15 protein-coding genes are annotated in these 17,789 nt (G+C 57.9%); 7 read left to right on the top strand and 8 right to left on the bottom strand.

The window, feature by feature from the left end; genetic code table 11:
* Nucleotides 1-28: 28 nt before the first annotated feature.
* The 3 genes from RCH87_RS03630 to RCH87_RS03620 all read right to left on the bottom strand — a co-directional run bounded on the left by RCH87_RS03630 (nt 29) and on the right by RCH87_RS03620 (nt 5,732).
* Complete coding sequence (locus tag RCH87_RS03630; RefSeq protein WP_306515386.1) at nt 29-2,878, bottom strand: DNA methyltransferase; 2,850 nt, start codon at nt 2,876-2,878, stop codon at nt 29-31.
* Nucleotides 2,879-3,251: 373 nt separating this feature from the next.
* Complete coding sequence (locus tag RCH87_RS03625; RefSeq protein WP_306515385.1) at nt 3,252-4,187, bottom strand: Abi family protein; 936 nt, start codon at nt 4,185-4,187, stop codon at nt 3,252-3,254.
* Nucleotides 4,188-4,406: 219 nt separating this feature from the next.
* Nucleotides 4,407-5,732, bottom strand: coding sequence for a DUF2254 domain-containing protein (locus tag RCH87_RS03620; protein WP_306515384.1), 1,326 nt, complete (start codon nt 5,730-5,732; stop codon nt 4,407-4,409).
* Between the two features lie 147 nt (nt 5,733-5,879).
* Between RCH87_RS03620 and RCH87_RS03615 the strand changes: the two genes are divergently transcribed.
* Nucleotides 5,880-6,695, top strand: coding sequence for a hypothetical protein (locus RCH87_RS03615; RefSeq protein ID WP_306515383.1), 816 nt, complete (start codon nt 5,880-5,882; stop codon nt 6,693-6,695).
* A gap of 41 nt (nt 6,696-6,736) precedes the next feature.
* Entirely contained in the window at nt 6,737-6,937 is a 201-nt protein-coding gene (locus RCH87_RS03610; protein ID WP_306515382.1) for a hypothetical protein, read from the top strand.
* A gap of 289 nt (nt 6,938-7,226) precedes the next feature.
* Here RCH87_RS03610 and RCH87_RS03605 read toward each other — a convergent pair whose 3' ends face one another.
* The 3 genes from RCH87_RS03605 to RCH87_RS03595 all read right to left on the bottom strand — a co-directional run bounded on the left by RCH87_RS03605 (nt 7,227) and on the right by RCH87_RS03595 (nt 10,984).
* Nucleotides 7,227-8,426, bottom strand: coding sequence for a Xaa-Pro peptidase family protein (locus RCH87_RS03605; protein ID WP_306515381.1), 1,200 nt, complete (start codon nt 8,424-8,426; stop codon nt 7,227-7,229).
* A gap of 175 nt (nt 8,427-8,601) precedes the next feature.
* The gene (locus RCH87_RS03600; protein WP_306515380.1) at nt 8,602-9,642 is read right to left on the bottom strand and encodes a MaoC/PaaZ C-terminal domain-containing protein; all 1,041 of its coding nucleotides are present in this window, start codon (nt 9,640-9,642) and stop codon (nt 8,602-8,604) included.
* Between the two features lie 25 nt (nt 9,643-9,667).
* Complete coding sequence (locus RCH87_RS03595) at nt 9,668-10,984, bottom strand: 3-oxoacyl-ACP reductase (RefSeq protein ID WP_306515379.1); 1,317 nt, start codon at nt 10,982-10,984, stop codon at nt 9,668-9,670.
* A gap of 160 nt (nt 10,985-11,144) precedes the next feature.
* Here RCH87_RS03595 and RCH87_RS03590 point away from each other — a divergent pair, with 160 nt between their 5' ends.
* Together RCH87_RS03590 and RCH87_RS03585 are read left to right on the top strand one after the other, a co-directional pair.
* On the top strand, nt 11,145-12,440 hold the full coding sequence (locus RCH87_RS03590) for an acetyl-CoA C-acetyltransferase (protein WP_306515378.1): 1,296 nt from the start codon (nt 11,145-11,147) through the stop codon (nt 12,438-12,440).
* A gap of 53 nt (nt 12,441-12,493) precedes the next feature.
* A complete protein-coding gene (locus tag RCH87_RS03585; protein ID WP_306515377.1) occupies nt 12,494-14,662 on the top strand; it encodes an acyl-CoA dehydrogenase family protein in 2,169 nt (722 codons plus the stop codon).
* Between the two features lie 109 nt (nt 14,663-14,771).
* Here RCH87_RS03585 and RCH87_RS03580 read toward each other — a convergent pair whose 3' ends face one another.
* Both RCH87_RS03580 and RCH87_RS03575 read right to left on the bottom strand, forming a co-directional pair.
* The gene (locus RCH87_RS03580; RefSeq protein WP_306515376.1) at nt 14,772-14,924 is read right to left on the bottom strand and encodes a hypothetical protein; all 153 of its coding nucleotides are present in this window, start codon (nt 14,922-14,924) and stop codon (nt 14,772-14,774) included.
* Between the two features lie 65 nt (nt 14,925-14,989).
* Nucleotides 14,990-16,018: a prephenate dehydrogenase gene (locus RCH87_RS03575; RefSeq protein WP_306515375.1), complete on the bottom strand. Its 1,029-nt coding sequence runs from the start codon at nt 16,016-16,018 to the stop codon at nt 14,990-14,992.
* Nucleotides 16,019-16,057: 39 nt separating this feature from the next.
* On the opposite strand from RCH87_RS03575, the gene RCH87_RS03570 reads away from it, so the two are divergent.
* The 3 genes from RCH87_RS03570 to RCH87_RS03560 are packed head-to-tail and all read left to right on the top strand — an operon-like array spanning nt 16,058 to nt 17,475.
* Nucleotides 16,058-16,552 carry a tRNA adenosine deaminase-associated protein gene (locus tag RCH87_RS03570; RefSeq protein ID WP_306515374.1) on the top strand — a complete coding sequence of 165 codons (495 nt, stop codon included), beginning with the start codon at nt 16,058-16,060 and terminating at the stop codon, nt 16,550-16,552.
* A gap of 32 nt (nt 16,553-16,584) precedes the next feature.
* A complete protein-coding gene (locus tag RCH87_RS03565) occupies nt 16,585-17,193 on the top strand; it encodes a nucleoside deaminase (protein ID WP_373690909.1) in 609 nt (202 codons plus the stop codon).
* Nucleotides 17,194-17,250: 57 nt separating this feature from the next.
* Nucleotides 17,251-17,475, top strand: a complete 225-nt coding sequence (locus RCH87_RS03560; protein WP_306515373.1) for a CsbD family protein — start codon at nt 17,251-17,253, stop codon at nt 17,473-17,475.
* The last annotated feature ends 314 nt before the right edge of the window (nt 17,476-17,789 follow it).

Here is a 17,789-nt window from a genome sequence, read left to right as displayed (position 1 = left end):
ACTCCTCACGAGGTGCGCGTTGATTGGTCTACTTCGTCAGTTTCGAATAGTTTTCAAATAGCAGCTCTTGCCGTTGTCGCTCAGTGGTGAGCTTTCGCGGAGCACCGAATGCCTTATCGACTTCCTTGTCCAGGGCATCGTGAGCCTTTAGTAAAGCTGGATCCATGGCGAGCGGATTGTAGTGATCTGCAAGTGATCTCTCAGGATGTAGTTCGCGTGCTTCGAGAACTTTCTGGCCGGCTGCAATGATCCGTTCCTTGCTTGTGCTGTCAAGGTTTGGAACGGGGAATGTGTTCCAAGTGAGCGTTCCTGCAAAATTTAAATCTGATTTTAGACGTCCGCCGACGGTTCGCTGCCATGTCATAAACATAGATGAAGAAATTAACGCAAACAGTAACCCGTCGGGGTCGTATGCGGTGTAAACTTTATTTCCTGCAATGATATTCGGACTTAGATGTTGTGCGGTGTAAAATTTTCTGTTTCCAGAAACTACGCATGGTATGCCCACGTAATTGCAGTCCGGTTGTCTTATCTCTTGAAATAAGTATGGAACATTCGCAGCATCCTGTGTTGCTTGCTTTTTGCTCGCTAACCTGAATTGGCGGACATTTTCAATTCGGTTTTTAAGGATGGCAGATTTATTCAGATCAATCGGATTAAAGCCTTCATGATCCATCCATAGGCACCAACGGTCGAGTCCTCGAACCAACTCACGTCCCATGCGGAAGGGGCGTAAATATTTTGAGGCTACTGCATCATTAGCGACTTCAGGGTAATCATTAGATTCAACGATTAAATAACCTCCGTCTGTCGGCTGGGATCCACGCTTTGCAGGCGGAATATCTGCTAGCGGTTTTGACCGCTTTTTTACCAAGATATTCGGACCATCAACCAGATAAGCATTGATGGATTTCTCCACCGGAACGGGGACAGCTTCGCCACGAACGTCCGGGTAATCCCATAGACGCGGCTTCACACTGGTGTTTCGGCTGAATCCTACGATCACACAATGCACCGCGGCCTTGCCGGGTGCCTCTGAATCCCAGCTAAACGTACGGTGCGCAAACTTGATGCGCCAATGATCCCGGAAGATCGGGCCGAACAGCGCAGGAACCGGCTGGCCTTGTGTAATCGAGTTCGTGGTTACGTAGGCGAACTCGCCGTGGCGCGTCTGTAGTACGTTCAGCGCTTGCGCGTGCCAGCCAGTGACGTAATCCAGATAGCCGTCGTAATCCTTGCCCCAGACACGCTTCATATCAGCTGTCTGTTCCTTAGTCTTGGTGTACTGCCCAATAAACGGCGGGTTACCAAAGATATAGGTCTGACCACTAGTTTCTGGCAGGATCTCCGCCCAATCCAGCTGTAAGGCGTTGCCGTGGTGGATATGCGCGGTGATATTGATCGGCAAGCGTTCCGGAGCCAGGCCGATAGCGTCGGCAAGCTCCCGGTTTGCCTGATGGTCCACCAAGAACATGGCAGTCTCGGCAATCTTCGCCGGCCACCAGTTGATCTCAAAACCATAGAACTGGTCAATGGAAAGCTTCTGCTCCCACGAAATATCAAAAGTCATGCTGCCCGCGCTGCCCTCACGCTCACGGATAGCAACAATCATCTCCGTCTCAATCTTGCGCAGCTCGCGGTAAGCCACAATCAGGAAGTTTCCGGAACCACAAGCAGGGTCGCAGTAAATGTTGTTCGCCAGGCTATCGCGGAACTCGCGCAGCTTCTTCACGCTCGTGGACTTCGAATTGATCAAACGGCGAGCCTCTGCGCGCAACTCATCCAGGAACAACGGCTCGATCGTCTTCAGAATATTCTTCTCACTGGTGTAATGCTCACCAGAATGCCGACGCGCTTCCTTCGACTTCACCAACTGGAACAAAGAACCGAAGATGGCGGGGCTTATTTGAGACCAATCGAACGAGCAAGCGTCGACAAGCACCTTGTGCATCTGCTCATCGAAGTATTCCTTCGGCACATCACCGGCAAATAAACCACCGTTGACGTACGGGAACTTCGCTAGATGCTCCGGCAGACGACGCGGACGCTGCGATTCCGGCTTATTCAACACATCATTGAACAGCGTGTTCAGATCACCAGAAAGCTCACCGACGCCATTGGCATTAATCACCAAGTCCGCGAACAAACCCGGCTGCCACAAACCCGCATTATCGCCGAAGAGCAAAAACAGCAGCCGCGTCAGATACATTGAGGTCTGTTCGACGCGCTCGTCTTCGTCCTCCGGGTTCGTCGGGGCAGCATCGCCGACTGCCTCATCCACATCATCGTCGTTAAGCGCACGGAACAAATTCGCCATGATCTCCGAAGCCGCAATGGAGGCGCGCTCCTGCTCGCGGTGGCTAACCGACTCATAGCCAGCCAGGAACATGAACTTCTCGGCATGATCCAGCAACTCATCCAAGCTGATGGTGACATCGAAACGTTCATCTTGTTCGCCCAAGCGGTTCAGCCGGATCTGCTCAAAATTCGTGCACATGATGTAGCGCGGCCACTGATGCTCCTTGATGGTACCACCGCGTAGATAATCCAGAGCCTGTTGGTGGGCGGCATCCAGATCCACATCCAGCGACTTTGCCTCACCAATCAACTTATTGGGCATAAAGAAATCAATACGGCCGTGCCCGCCCGTGCTGCTGCGCTTAGCAGTCTGCTCAAAAACATTGAGGTAGGTGGCATTAATACCGAAGCAAGAAAAGAAATCTGTCCAATACTGCTGCGCGTATTTCTGCTCTGTGCCGGACTCATTGGTTTCGCGCCAGGCGGCGATGCGTTCGCGCCAGCGCACCACAAACTGTAAGAGGTTGTGGCGGATGGTTGAGCGTTCCAGGCGTTGCGTGGTGGATGTGGCGCGAGTCATTGCTCCATTATCGCAAAGCTGGTGGGGTAACGCAGGTCCAGCTGCAGTTAGGTGTGCTGTGAGCCGTTAGGGGAGCGTGGCCTCCTCGACTATCGCCAAGCTCAGTGGCGATCCCAATGCCTCAGCCACGAAGGCAGCCCTGGCTGAGGAGGGAATCATTCCTGTCGAGGTGCCAGCTGTGTCGGCGCCCCGTCCTAAAGACACAGGTGAGCGGCTCACCTCTGAGGAGCTGTCGGCGCTTATGGGCGGCGCGGAGTAATGCACATCCTTGACACTGGACCGATCTTCAAGTTCCTTACCACCGACGAACTGAGACAGTGCTGGCAAACTGTCCTGGGAATGGAGTTCTTTGGTGTTCCTACTATCGCAAGGGCTAGTGCTTCCAGAGGGGGAGAGTTTCCCAGCTTGAGGGGATGCCCATGTGGCTCTGCGGAACCATTATGGCTGCGGGATACGTTTCTAGGATGTTGGGCAGAATGGTTGAGTCGCCGACGCCGAGTTCGTTCAAGAGATACTGAATGAGCGTAAGTTGGCCGAAGCATCGGTTGATTGCATTTGTAGCGGGCTCAAGCTCTGGTACGTCGTCTTGCGTAGGCAGCTTTGCCTTGATGGTGTAAACACGGTTGAACATCCGGGCATGATGCGCCGAATAATTGCGGACCATGTTCAGTGCTTTGAGCCACGATCCAAGTTGAGCCGAGGTTAGGCGGATCCTATCGGCGATAGTGTCGCGCACATCGATGGGGGCGAGCTGGTAAAGGTATGACAACGAACCCCAGTCGATAATTTCGACAGCGGCCCATATTGGTAACTGCCCCGAGTACTTTTTCTTGTGGTGTGTGACAAAATCTTCCCTCGAAAGGGACAGCTCCTTTTCATAAAGTCGCTTCCACTTTTTGTATTTGTAGGAGGGCTCCGTTGCTGATTTAGGCTCTCGGGCAACTGGTCCCAGTAGCTCAGGACTCAAGTGGATTAGCGGGTCGATGCGGCCAAGCTCGTGCCCCAGTGTCGACCGCACAGCTAATTCGATAGGCGTCAGGCACATGAAGACGCCAGCGCGAAGGCGTTCATCAAACTCGTACAGTGACACTACTTCTGCAAATGAGGTGCCTTCGACAAAAGTGTCAAGCCTTTGGGACCCGTCTGATGGTGGCTGCCGGTACGAATACCAGTACCCAGAGAGCCGGTAGTAGTTCACCCGTTCAAGAATCCGTCGGGCTTCAACCTCATCTTCGATGCACATCCCTCGAGAACGGAGAAGATCAATTTGCTCTCCGTGAGATTTAAAAATTTTCGACGGCTGTGACACGCAACTCCCCCTAGAAACGTTCGAAGAAAAATGAGGACCGGCCCTGGACTGCTATGAAGGGCAGCGGAACCGGTCTTGATGTTTTTCAGTCTACCCGATGGAGCGGTGCTAAGCAACGATCACGAGATCACGTCGCTCTGTCGACGCAGGGGGGCGGTGATGTTAGTTGGGATGAGTAAGCCGAAAGCTCTTGTAGTATTTATCCTGGGCCAGCTGCAGTTAACCGTGCTGTGAGCCGTCAGGGCCTGCGGCGTTTACTGCGTCGTAAAAATTGGCCCGTGCGTGTTCGCGGAGCAGCTGCATATCGCGTGCACTGAGCTGGTCTTGGGCTTCGTCCAGGATGGTGACGACGTGCTGTGCTGCGCTCTGTGCAATCGCAGGATCTTTCGCGTTAGCACGGATGTGGTGGGCTAGATCCACGAGAGCCTCTGCCACAATTCGGAAACCCAGGGCATGTGGGCGCACGTGGTCAAACGGCATATCGACGATCTCCTGGATAGTCACCGGGCGCAGGTACACGCGCGGTGCGCCGGCGTCGTCAAGCAACACATTCGCATCCTCGCTTCGGCTGACTGCCGTGACAATCCCCGGGGTGATCTGCTGGAACACGGTGATCGCGGTATACGGATCATCCGTGCCACCCGCCATCGCACGCAAAGCCAACTCCACCAACTGCTGCTGCGCAAAACGCAAATCCTGCTCCGTGGTGCGGGAAGTACTGAGATGCACGTGATCGCGCAAAGCCTTGGCGACGGCGTCGGCACGCTGCTCCGGCCACACCTGAGCCAGCGGCGCACCCTCCACCACGTGATCGCCCGGCCGCGCCAACAGGCTGACGTTCACGTTGCAGCTTCCGGCATCACGACGCAACATGTCGTAATCAATGCGCGTGAGGAACCCACTCTGGTGCGCGACAACCAGCCCGCCACCTTTCGTGGGCGCCGGGAAGCACTCCACACCGTCGTCGTCTGGATCATGCCAGGTGTTTTTAATCGTGCGTTCAAAATCCTTACACGCCTGGGTGCTGATAGTTTCGATCTGCACCGAACTGGCGATGTGATGGATAAACCAGACAAAAACGAAAACATCGATAACGCCGAAAATAATCGCGGCATTGACCGCCATGTGCGGGATGAAGGATTCGCCATCACCGTCGTCAGCGGACTTGATGGTGCGCAACACCAGCAGGGTGTAGACGAAGGTGGAGGTGAGAACCCCCAGCACAATTTGGTTATTGCGGTTGCGCATAAAATTGCGCACCAAACGCGGGCCATACGTCGTCGACGCAGTACTGATCACCGAAATGGTGATGGAAAAGGCCGTGCCCGCCACACCCAGGAACGCGGCGACGGCAGAAAGCAGCGAACGCGCACCGTCGGCACCCGTGGCAAACAACAGATTGTGCAAGAAAGCCGGGGCCTCATAGTCAATATGGTCCAGGCCGACGAGCACCTGCGAAAGAACAATGGCCGCCGTGACAAACAGTGCCGGGACGAACCAGAACTGCTCGGGGATCACGCGTACAAATGCCAGTATTTTACCCACTCGTCAAGGCCTTTTCTTTGGTTGTTGTCTGATTTGGTTTTGGTGGTTTGGTGTTCGCGCCACCACGTCACAAACTACTTCCAGTACGGTAAAGTCCACTATAGGACCATTGAGACTGCTACTGGGGGATAGCACAATTTGAGCTTCTTGGAAGAGAAACCGCCCTGGTCGAAAGGGCGCATCAAAAAGCTGGGCGAAGCAATCCGTACAGAAGATGAGTACGACAAGGCTCTTTTTAATGATTTTATGCGGCAGCAAACCAGACTGATCACTGAGATCGAGCCCATCATTCAAGAAGTGCTCTCGGCATCCATCCTTACTGAAGCAGAAGACGACGAAGAAGTCAGTCCGAACTCTGGCCGCTATCGGTATTCGAGCAGAGTGAAGATCTATCGCACTCTCGTCGAAAAGATAAAACGGATGAAGACCACCCCCATGCATCGTATCCAGGACATATCAGGCCTACGAGTGGATTTGGACGGCAGTCATGACGTTCAAGACGAAATTGCTAGTAAGCTGCAGGAAGCAATGGAATCTGCAGGAGCGACTAAGATCAAGAGTATAGATCTTCGCTCCGGGGAACACGCGGGTTATAGAGCGTTGCATCTTCATGTTGACTTCCCCGCGGGGAAAGCGGAAATTCAGCTTCGAACAGCCTTCCAGGCGCAGTGGGCAAACCTCTATGAGGTGGCTGCAGACATCTTTGGGAGACAAATCCGGTATAAGCAATGGGACTTAGGGCTCAACGAAGATCAACGCAACTTCGTGATTGGGCTTCAAGATCTATCTGAAAGCATTCATGGATTTGAGTTATCGAGACAGGCGAACAGAGGGCGACAGCGCTTAGGCAACCTATCGGGGGATCTCGCTGCCCCCGTTGCTGCAGACAACGCGCAGGCGAATGAGTTGTATGGCAAAATCGAGGATATTGTTGATAAGCTCCGACATTTGCGAGCGGCGTGATCTGTTGAACCACAGACCGTCATATAAGGGAGGTTAGATCGATGCCTGGATTTCTCATTGAATACCATCGTCGCCGCGGCGCGGTGAAGGTTGAGAAGTTCGATTCTTTAGCTGAAGCGATGGAAGAGCGATTGCTCCGTGACCAGAAAAACTTGGACGAGGATCTTGAGATCGTGACGGTAGCTAGCAAGAGCCGTGAACAGCTGGAGAAGTCCCACTCGCGGTATTTCGTTTCGGCTTAGCCCGACGATGTCCACATCCGTGAGCCCTTAGGCGCCATTGCGGGAATAAACCTGCCGGGGCAGGAACAAGCGGTGGCGGTCCCACGCGTAGCAGTAATCATCCTGCTCTCACTGCGCGCCACCCGCCGCTGGTTCGACGGTTACGTCGAAACCCAGGTGGCGGTGAGCTAGCGCTGGTTTCCGGGTTGTTGCTGTGGCTTGCGAAGACGCCGCAGCTCGTGAAGGCTCGCGGAGACGCCGCAGCTCGTGAAGGCTCGCGGAGACGCTGCGGATCACGAAGGCTCGAGAATTACCGCAGTTCGCGGGGCTGCTGGTTCAGGTGGCGTGGGCCATCTGCTTCCAGCACCACGATATCTTCCAGGCGCATGCCCCACTTGCCCGCAACATAAATGCCGGGCTCGATGGAAAACGTGAAACCTTCCTGCACCTGCTGCTTATTACCCTCCAGGTAGAACGGATCCTCGTGCGTCGACAAGCCAATGCCGTGGCCTAAGCGGTGGCTGAAGTTCTCGCCATAGCCGGCTTCTGTGATGATCTCGCGGGCAGCACGATCAATCGACTCCGCCGTCGCTCCCGGTTTCGCGGCTTCGCGGGCAGCATGGAACGCGCGGGTGACTACCTCATAGGCATCGCGGAATTCCTGCGGGGCCTTGTCGACGGCGCCATCGACCACATACGTGCGGGTGGAATCCGAGCGGTACCCATCGCCAAAAGCACCGCCCAGGTCGACGACTACCGGCTCGCCCGTGTGCAGCACACGATCCGAGAACGAGTGGTGCGGGTTCGCGCCGTTTTCACCACAACCGACGATGATGAAATCAATGCTGTGGTGCTCCTGCAAGATCAGATCATGCAGCTTATCGGCCACTTCGCGCTCGGTGACGCCGTCGCGCAGCAACGCCGGAACCTGCTCGTGCACGCGGTCAATCGCGGCCGCCGCGGCCGCTAGCTGCGAGATTTCCTCCTCGCCCTTGGCTAACAGCAACTGGCTCATCGCATCCGAACCCAATTCGATGCTGTGGTTCGGCAGCGCGGCATCCAGGCGCAACACGTGATCGGCGGTCATCGCATTAGCCACCGCTACGGCCTTGTGCTCGCTGTTTTCTTCCAACAGTTTGCGGGTGATCTCATACGGTGACTGCCCGTCGCGCCAGGCCTCGAAGCGGAAACCGAGCTCATCCAGGTTTTCCTGTTGCAACGTCAGCACGTCGGTCTCCGGGCACACAGCCACCGGATCTTTGCCTGCGCGCAGCACCAGGAAGGTGGCGCGCTCATGGGAACTAAACGTGGAACCAGTCAGGTACTGGAACTCTGGGCCCGGGCTGACCAGGAAGCCAGCCAAGTTCTGCTCGGCGACGATTTTTTCCGCTTTGGCTAAGCGGGCACGGAAATGATCCGCGGTGACGGGAATATAAGTGCTGTTAGCGGCAGAGTCAGCGGCGGCGCCACCTGTAGAGTCAGCGGCGGTGGAATTATTGTGAGACGACAAAACCTAGGCCTTTCGATTCGTGATGTTTCTCGTTATCTATGAACGGGTTTTCCCGCCAGAATAACAGCGAATCGGGCCTAGGCTTCTGGTGTGTGAGGAGTATAAAACTCCCGGCAGGTGCCAATTGAGCGCTAGTCGAGCGCAATTTGAGTATCGACCGAGCGCTAGCCGTGTGCTAACTGAGAGCCTCGAACTTGCCGACGGCGTGCACCTTCTTCGGATCTGAGCCCTTGGTTACCTGTGCGTTCCAGGTAGCTGGGGTGTTGGTGGCTGGCGCCTTGGTAGCAGTGGTGTCGATGGCTGGCGCTGTAGCATTGCCAGCCTGGGCATCTGCCTGTGCGCCTGGTTGGGAGCCTTCGCCGCGGAAGGTGTAATACGCGATGCGGGCTGGCAGGATCACTGGCTTTTGGAATTCCACCGTGTAGCGCAGCGCGCCGGGCAGTTCGCCTTCCAAACCAGCGACCATCTTGGCCGCCGTCCACATGCCGTGGGCAATCGGGGCCGGGAAGCCGAAAGCCTTCGCGCCGATCTTGGAGACGTGCAGTGGGTTTTTATCGCCGGATGCTTCTGCATAATCGTCGATGGTGTCGCGGTCAACCTTCCAATTCACCGTGGCGGTCTCGTCGGCAACGTCCAGCCGTTCCAGCAGGGAGCCGGAATCCTCGCCGCGGGTGCGCACCTCATTTGGTGTCTGGGCAGAAAACTTCGCGCCCATGCCCAAAAACGCGGAGGTCTGGCGCCACACCAGCTCGCCGTCGACAGAGATCTCACTGATGAAATCCACCAACAAGCCCTTGCGGTGCGGGCGCAGGTTTTCTGCGTGCACGCGCAGGGTCAGCTCCTCATCGATGCGCAGCGGGCGGGTCTGCTCAATCTCGTTGGTCAGGTGCACCATACCGGCCGCGCGGCACGGGAAGTCTGGTGCCAGCATCACCTGCATAAATAGCGGGAACGACAGCACGAACGGGTAAGTAATCGGCAGTTCGCTGCTATAGCGCAGGCCAGTCGCGCGGGTATAGGCGGCCAGGTGCTCGCGGTCAACGGTGAAATCCGCGACCTCAAACGCCGCTTGTGGGTCACCAGTGGCCGAACGCTTGGTGCCCAACACCGGCAGAGTGTCCTTGACGACGCCGCGCAGCAGCTTCGACATGTCGGGGACTTCCGCCAGCTTGGTGTAGTTGCGCTCTGCGGCGGAAGCAGAAATTTGTGCACTCATAGTCGAGACTCCTAACTTAAGCGCTTTACGCGCCCATGATGTTCTGGCCACACACGCGCACGGTGTTGCCGTTGACCGCGCGGGAACCAGAGCTAGCGAAAAACGCGACTGTTTCTGCAACATCGACTGGTAGACCACCCTGGTTCAGCGAGCTGATACGACGGCCAATTTCCCGTGGGCCGGTAGGCATGGCGGCAGTCATCGCGGTTTCGATAAAGCCCGGGGCGACAGCGTTGACGGTGCCGCCAGCGGCTGCCATTTTCTCAGCCAAAGCGTCGACAAGCCCGATCATGCCGGCCTTGGTGGTGGCGTAATTGGTCTGGCCACGGTTACCGGAAATACCCGCCATCGACGAGATTCCGACGATATTGGCATCTGCTGCCAGTCCACCGTTGTCCAGCATCTGTTCGGTGATGCGTACCGGGGCCACCAGGTTGATGTTTTGCACCATCTGCCACTGGCCCTCGTTCATATTCGCCAGCAGCTTATCGCGGGTAACACCAGCGTTGTGCACGATGATGTCCACGGCCTTGCCGTAACGCTGCTGCGCGTGCTCGGTGATGGCTTCGGCGGCGTTATCTGCGGTGACATCGAGTGGCAGGGCAGTGCCTTTCACCTTGTTGGCAACCTCAGCCAATGCCTCGCCTGCAGGTGGGATGTCGATGCAGATGACATCAGCGCCATCGCGGCCCAGCACCTCAGCGATGGTGGCACCGATACCGCGGGCGGCACCGGTAACTACTGCGAGCTGGCCCGCCAGCGGGCGTTCCCAATCCACGTTCTCGTTCTCGGTCGCAGAAACGCGAATAACCTGGCCGGAAACGAACGCGGACTTGCCAGACAGCAAGAAACGCAGCGTGGATTCCAGTGCAGTGATCGGCGCGCCGGGCTCAACATAGACCAGCTGTCCGGTGGCCCCCTTGCGCAGTTCCTTAGAAATGGAACGAGAGAAACCTTCCAGGGAGCGCGCGACGATGCGGGCGTCACCTTCCAGGTCATCCGGGTTATTACCGATCACGACGACGCGCCCCGAAGCGCCGAGCTTCCGCATCTGCGGGTGGAAGAAATTGTAGAGCTGCTGCAGGTCTTCGGGTTTGGTGATGCCGGTGGCGTCGAAGACGATGGCGGCGCGCTTGGAATCAGCTTCGGCGTCGAGCAGCTGGTAGTCCACCTGCAGCAGGGAACGGATGTCGTCGGCAAGATCGCCGCCACCTACCACTACGGGACCATCCAGGAAGGGCTCGCCAGGGGTGTAGCGGCGGAGCTTGGTGCCCTGGGGGATGCCGAGTTTTGCGCCAAGGTCTGAGTTAATGACGCGTTCCAACATGGATTTTTTCGCCATTATGGGCCTCCTGTAGGGGGTAGAGACGAATTGTACGAATGGTTATGCGTGATTAAGGTTACACGAAATTGTGTAAAGTGAATCCTGGCACCCTATCCTAGGGTCACGGAAAAACTGCAGCAAGCAGACTGTTTTCTGAGACAAAACAAGGGAGAAAATTATGACCCAGCGCCGAAAAGTCGCGATCTTGGGCGGCAACCGCATCCCGTTCGCCCGCTCGAACAAGGAATACTCCTCCGCATCCAACCAAGACATGCTCACCGCAGCACTAAATGGCCTGGTAGCACGCTATGGGCTGCAGGATGAGCGGGTCGGTCAAGTCACCGCAGGCGCCGTCCTGAAACACTCCCGGGACTTCAGCCTGACACGCGAATGTGTATTAGGCTCGCCGCTTGATTCGCAGACCCCAGGCACGGACATCCAGATGGCCTGCGGCACCGGCATCGCAGCAGCCGTACACGTGGCCGACGCCATCGCAGCCGGACGCATCGAATCCGGCATCGCCGGTGGTGTCGATACCACCTCCGACGCACCACTGGCCGTCGGTGACCGCCTGCGCCGTACCCTGCTGGAACTGTCTCGCGCCAAGACCGCCAGCCAGCGCCTGAAGCTGATCGGCTCCATCCGCCCGAAAGACCTGGCGCCAGAAACCCCACGCAACTCCGAGCCACGCACCGGCCTGTCGATGGGTGAGCATGCCGCAATCACAGCCCGGAAATTCGGCATTTCCCGCCAGGCACAAGATCAGCTGGCAGTGGAATCGCACCAGAAACTGGCGAAGGCCTACGACGAAGGTTTCTTCGACGACCTGATCACCCCATTTTTGGGTGTCACTCGCGATACCAACCTGCGGCCGGACTCCACCGTCGACAAGCTTGCGAAACTCAAGCCGGTCTTCGGTAAGAAAGATGCCGAGCGCCACGGTGCGCAGGCCACGATGACGGCTGGTAACTCCACCACGCTGACCGACGGCGCGTCGGTGGCCTTGCTGTCCAGCGAAGAATGGGCTGAGCAGCACAATATCCCGGTGCGCGCGTACCTGGTGGATTCCGAGGTTGCTGGTGTGGACTTCGTGCATGGCGACGATGGCCTGCTGATGGCACCGACCTACGCCGTGCCGCGCCTACTGGAGCGCAACGGCCTGAGCCTGCAGGACTTCGACTTCTACGAAATCCACGAAGCTTTCGCCTCCCAGGTGCTCGCTACCCTGGCTGCCTGGGAAGATGCAGACTACTGCCGTGAAAAACTCGGCCTGGACCAGCCACTGGGCGCAATCGATCGCGACAAGCTCAACGTCAAGGGCTCCTCGCTGGCAGCCGGCCACCCATTCGCTGCTACCGGCGGACGCATCCTGGCAACCGTCGCCAAGACTCTGGAAGAAAACGGCGGCGGACGCGCACTCGTATCCGTGTGTGCAGCCGGTGGACAAGGCATCACCGCTATCGTCGAGCGCTAAAACAATCTGAGCTAGACCCTTTTTGAGCTAGACCCTCCTGGAAGGAGAACCCCATGAACCGCATCGCAGAATTTGCCAAGAACCTGGGCAAAGACGCTGATACCGGGTCGAAAGACGCCGGATCGAAGGGTGCCACATCGAAAGCCGCCGGATCGAAAGACGCAAAGTCCAAAGAAATCGACCTGAGTACCGATTCCGCGAAGGGCAAACCGGAGCCGTCCTCGCCGCGCACCCTGCCGACGACCCCAGACCACGCGGCTGCAGGTGAGCTGCAGAAGCTTCTCGACGGTAAGGCAGCTCCCTACCGCAAAGTCGTGCGCGAATCTTTGGAAGAAAACGACCTCAAGCTCAACCTGGACGGGGGCATTGATGCGGTCCGCGACCGGATGTACGACCACCTCAAGTTCTTGGTCGAAACCGGCGAATCCCGCCACTCGTTCTCCAAGGAAAACGGTGGCACCGGTAACGCGCTGGCCGCAGTGGCTGGTATCGAAACCATTGGTTCTGCCAACCCATCCCTGACGATCAAATCCGGTGTGCAGTGGGGCCTGTGGGGCGGCGCCGTCGATAACCTCGGCACCGAGCGTCACCGCCACTACATCGAAAAAATCCAGAACGCGGAATTGCTCGGCTGTTACGCCATGACCGAGCGCGGCCACGGCTCCAACGTGCAAGAGCTGGAGACCACCGCGACCTATGATCCAGACACCCACGAGTTCATCATCAACAGCCCAACCGATTCTGCCCGCAAGGTCTACATCGGTAACGCTGGCCGCGATGGCCGCATGGCTGCGGTGTTCGCGCAGCTCTACACACCAGGCGAAGAAGAATCGCACGGCGTGCACTGCTTGATCGTGCCGATCCGCGACGAGGACGGCAACCCGCTTGATGGCGTAGAGATCGGCGACCACGGGCGCAAGGGCGGTTTGTTGGGCGTGGACAACGGCACCCTGCTGTTCAATAACGTGCGTGTGCCGCGCGAAAACTTGCTCAACCGCTTCGGTGACGTGGAAGAAGACGGCACTTACGTATCTGCTATTGAATCGCGGAATCGCCGTTTCTTCACCATGCTGGGCACCCTGATTCGCGGCCGTATCACTGTCGGTGGCGCAGGTCTGGCAGCCACCCGTACGGCGAGCGATATCGCTATCCGCTATGCCAACCGGCGTCGCCAGTTTGAGGGCGGGGAGAAGGGCGTCGAAAAGCGCCTGATTGATTACCGTCAGCACCGCCGCCGCCTGCTGATCCCGCTGGCGCGCACCTACGCGCTGACTCTGTTGCAAAACCGTATCCTGGAGCGTTACGACGACATGCTGTCCAAGCAGGCCAGCGGTCAGTGGTCGGTGACCGACCCTACCGAGGAGCAGCTGTTTGCTTCCCGCGAGATGGAATCGCTGGCTGCAGCCGTCAAGGCAGCTTCGACTGAGCACGCGAACCGGACTTTGCAAGAAATGCGCGAAGCCTGTGGTGGCGCCGGATACATGTCGGAAAACCTGCTGACCACCCTGCGCGCCGATGCCGATATTTACTCCACCTTCGAAGGTGACAACACGGTGCTGATCCAGATGGTCGGCAAGCACCTGCTGACCGCTTTCGGCCGCGATATGCAGGATCTTTCCCCGTGGGACATGGTGAAATACGGCGTGGAAACTGCTGCCGATACCGTGCGTCGCCGCACCGGCATTCGCTCCGGCGTGCAGTCCGTCATCGACCTGGTCTCTAACCGCGATGAGGACTCGCTGTTCGACGCCGGTTACCAGGTCAAGCTCATTGAAGACCGCGAGCAGGCCGTGCTGCGTTCGCTGGTGCGTCGTATCGCGCCTGCGCGCAAGGCAGACCGTGCCGAAGCTGCCGAGATCGTCGACAAGACGCAGGATCACCTGATCGCTGTGTCCTGGGCACACGTCGACTCGCTGTTGATGCGCACCATGGTCGAAGCCGAGCTGGAGCTGCCAGAAGGCTCCGCTGCGCGCCAGGTCTTTGAACAGGTTCGCAGCTTGTTCTTCTTCGACCTGCTGATCAAGCACGCTGGTTGGTACCAGGAGCACAACATGCTGCCTTCCGGCCGCGTGAAAGCAGCCCGTGCAGCCATCAACGACCTGGTGGATTCGCTGGGTCCATGGTCGACGGTGCTTGTTGAATCCTTCGCTACGCCGAAGACCGTCTGGAACGTTCCGATGCTGAACGACGGCGGAGTCGACGGCGGAGACAACGAAGCCTAAGGCCCGGTGGGGGGGGGCTGATTGACCCAGCCCGGTGAACCCGGATGGAACCGCAACACCGGGCGGGAAGCTCGACAACCAAGAAGGTCAGCAATCAGGCAGCTTGGACCTAGTGAGTGCTCGAATTTGCTTGTTCTTCGAGTAGTTTTTCGAGCTTTTTCTCAATTCTGTTCATTTTGTTGAACAGAATTATAAGCAACACAACGACGGCGAGAATCGCAACGATTGGGATAGCAGCTAACAGTGCTTGTGCAATGCTCATGATGTCAGATCCTAGGGTGTGATATTAACGCAGACATAGTTGCTCCATTGAATGGTTTATGCGGCTTAGAAAATCTCCATTCGGCCGCCGGTGGATTCCGTTTGCCGGAGCTGGTTCACCCAGCCCGGCGAACCCGGGTGGAAACGTAAGACCGGGCGGGAAGAAATCTTCACCGGCGATACCGATTCGCGGCGCGCACCAGTGCGTGCCTCTAAACGACGCCGCGCCCGGTTGCCCGCCACAGCCAGCTCCCGGATCGACGGCGGATCTTGCGACAGCGTGTCGTGCGCTTCGGCCAACAACTCGATCGCTTCTTCCAGCGCCTCCGTTAATGCCACGGAGTTGGTCTCGCACATCGCCTGAATCAACTCCGGATTCGTGCCCGCCACTCGCGTGGCGTCTTTGAACGATCCAGCCGCCAGCGACTGCGCCAAAATTCCACCGTTATCGCCGGTCACCGACAACGCTAACGCCATTAAGTGAGGCAAATGCGAGACCCTGGCGACGGCGTGATCGTGGTTGACCACCCGTGCCGGGATAGCTTCGGCGCCAGTGGCCGTCGCCATGCGTACGACATCGGTAAACAGCTCGATCCAGCCCGGATCAATGGGCTGGCCTTTTTCTTGCTGCTGGTCAGCGTAATCATAGGTAATTGCCCAGGTAGCGCGTTGGAACAACCCTTTACGGGAGGCATTCCAGCCAGATTCAGAGGTGCCAGCCATCGGGTGGCCACCAACATAGCGCGCCTCCATCCCGCGCTTGCGGATCTCCGCATAGACCTCCCATTTCACGCTCACGACATCGCTGATGCCGCAGCTCGGGGCATATTCTGCGATCTGGTCCAGCACCTTGCCGACCGCAAACATGGGCACGGCGATAACGATCAACGCGTTCACTTCCTCGGCCCGGCGCAACACCTGCGGTAGATCGTCGGAGACATCGTAGCCCTCCGAAACGGCCGTCCGCGTGCCGGACGTCGACCGGTTGTAGCCGAAGGCGGTATCGCCAGCCGCGTGTAAATCGCGCAGCAAAGAACCTCCGATCAGCCCGAGACCGACTAAACACACTGGACGCGAAATTCTGGAGGAAAGCACGGTATCAATTTTGCCAGAATGCGACTAGTCTCACGAGGTATGAACCAGCAAGATTTTGGCCCGAGCTTTTCTGTCGTCGTCACCACCGTCGACGGCGCCTGGACTGTGCGCAGCTACGCGGACGATTTCGACGACATCGCCGAATCGATAGCCCAGGTGCGCAACCTGCGTTCAGAATCTGCCGCTTTCGCGATGCTGTGCATTGACGACGACTACTTCGTGCTGGTCCGCCCCACGCCCGGCGGGGTGCGCCTGCTGCTTTCTGATGCCACGATGGCCGTCGACGACGACTTCGCAGCCTCCGTGCTCGACCGCCTGGACATTGACGTGCCGGATATCGCGCTCGAAGAACTCGACGAGATCGAAGGCTGGGCCGACGGCGACTTCGACATCCTGGCAGACCTGGGTTTGTCCGAGCAGATGTTGGAAGTGATGACGGATAACCTGGATGAATCCCCGAGCGATCAGCTGGTGCGCATCGCCGAAGAGCTGGGATTCGACGAGGAGTTTTTGGACGTTACCGGGCTGGATTAGTGGAACCCGCAGACTCGAAGGGGCGTGCAGACTTGAGGGGACGTGCAAGGTTGCAGGCGCCCCAGGCATTGAGTGTCGACCCGGCGAGCGCCAACCCGGTGAGCGGCGACCCTGCGAGCACCAACTCGTCGAGCGCTAACCCGGCGAGCGCTAACCCGGCGTTGCGAGCACTCCCAGAACAGGCGGCAGTGCGGCAGGCCCGATCTCGCATGGACGAAGCGCTCGCGGCTGCGCGAACTGCCCCTGCCGGTGAAGTGCCGGTCGGGGCAGTCGTGTTTGGCCCAAGCGGCACACCGATCGCGGCGGCCACCAACCGTCGGCAAGCGGACAATGACCCCACCGCGCACGCCGAAGTGCTGGCGCTACGAGCGGCCGCGGAAAAACTCGGGCGCTGGCGTTTAGAGGACTGCGAGCTCGTGGTCACCCTGGAACCCTGCGTGATGTGCGCGGGGGCTGCGGTGGCCGCGCGGGTGGGTAGCATCGTGTTTGGCGCGTGGGAACCGAAAACCGGGGCGTGCGGATCGTACCTGGACGTGGTGCGCGCGCCAGGGGCTTTGTACGTGCCAGAGGTGCGTGGCGGGGTGGCAGAGTACGAAAGTCAGCGGCTAATTCACAGCTTCTTTTCAGACTTGCGGCGGTGATCTCCGGTACAGTGGTTCGTGTTAGCTTCACAAACGTTTCCTAGGAGGGAAAATATAATGGCTGATGCAGAAAGCTTCCTGGACAAGGCTAAGGCTAAGGGCAAAGAGATCGTTGGCGAGGTTCTCGACAACGATCAGATGAAGAACGAAGGCAAAGGCGAAGCTGCAGCTGCTGACGCTAAGGGCGCTGTCAACGACGCCAAGGACTCCGTCGAGGACAAGGCTGACGATCTGAAAGACAAGGCTTCCGAGACCCTCGGCAAGCTGACCGACGACAAGTAAGACGTCTGCCTTGCTCAAGATTTGAGCAAGACCGTCCGGCTAGCTTTTTGTTGCCGGATTTCCGCCCGTTTGCGTGTGGTGCATTGTGTACTGCGCGCGGCGGGCGGTTTTTTATGCTTGGCGACGGCCGGGTGCGGGGCTGGTTTTGGTGTGCGGTGGGGTGGGCGTAGATGCGTGCCGACGGTTGCGCTGATGCCCGGGTTCGGTGTGATTTTTGCAAATAGTGGTCGGTTTGGGGCCTGTTTTGGTCGGCTATTTGTAAAAATCGCACATTCGCCTTGCACTTCGCAGATTCGCCCAGCCAATCCGGCCGT

The sequence above is a fragment of the Corynebacterium sp. genome (assembly GCF_030826625.1).
Classification (GTDB): Bacteria; Actinomycetota; Actinomycetes; order Mycobacteriales; family Mycobacteriaceae; genus Corynebacterium.
Note: the sequence above shows the minus strand (reverse complement) of the source record. Positions and strands in the feature narration are given on the sequence as shown.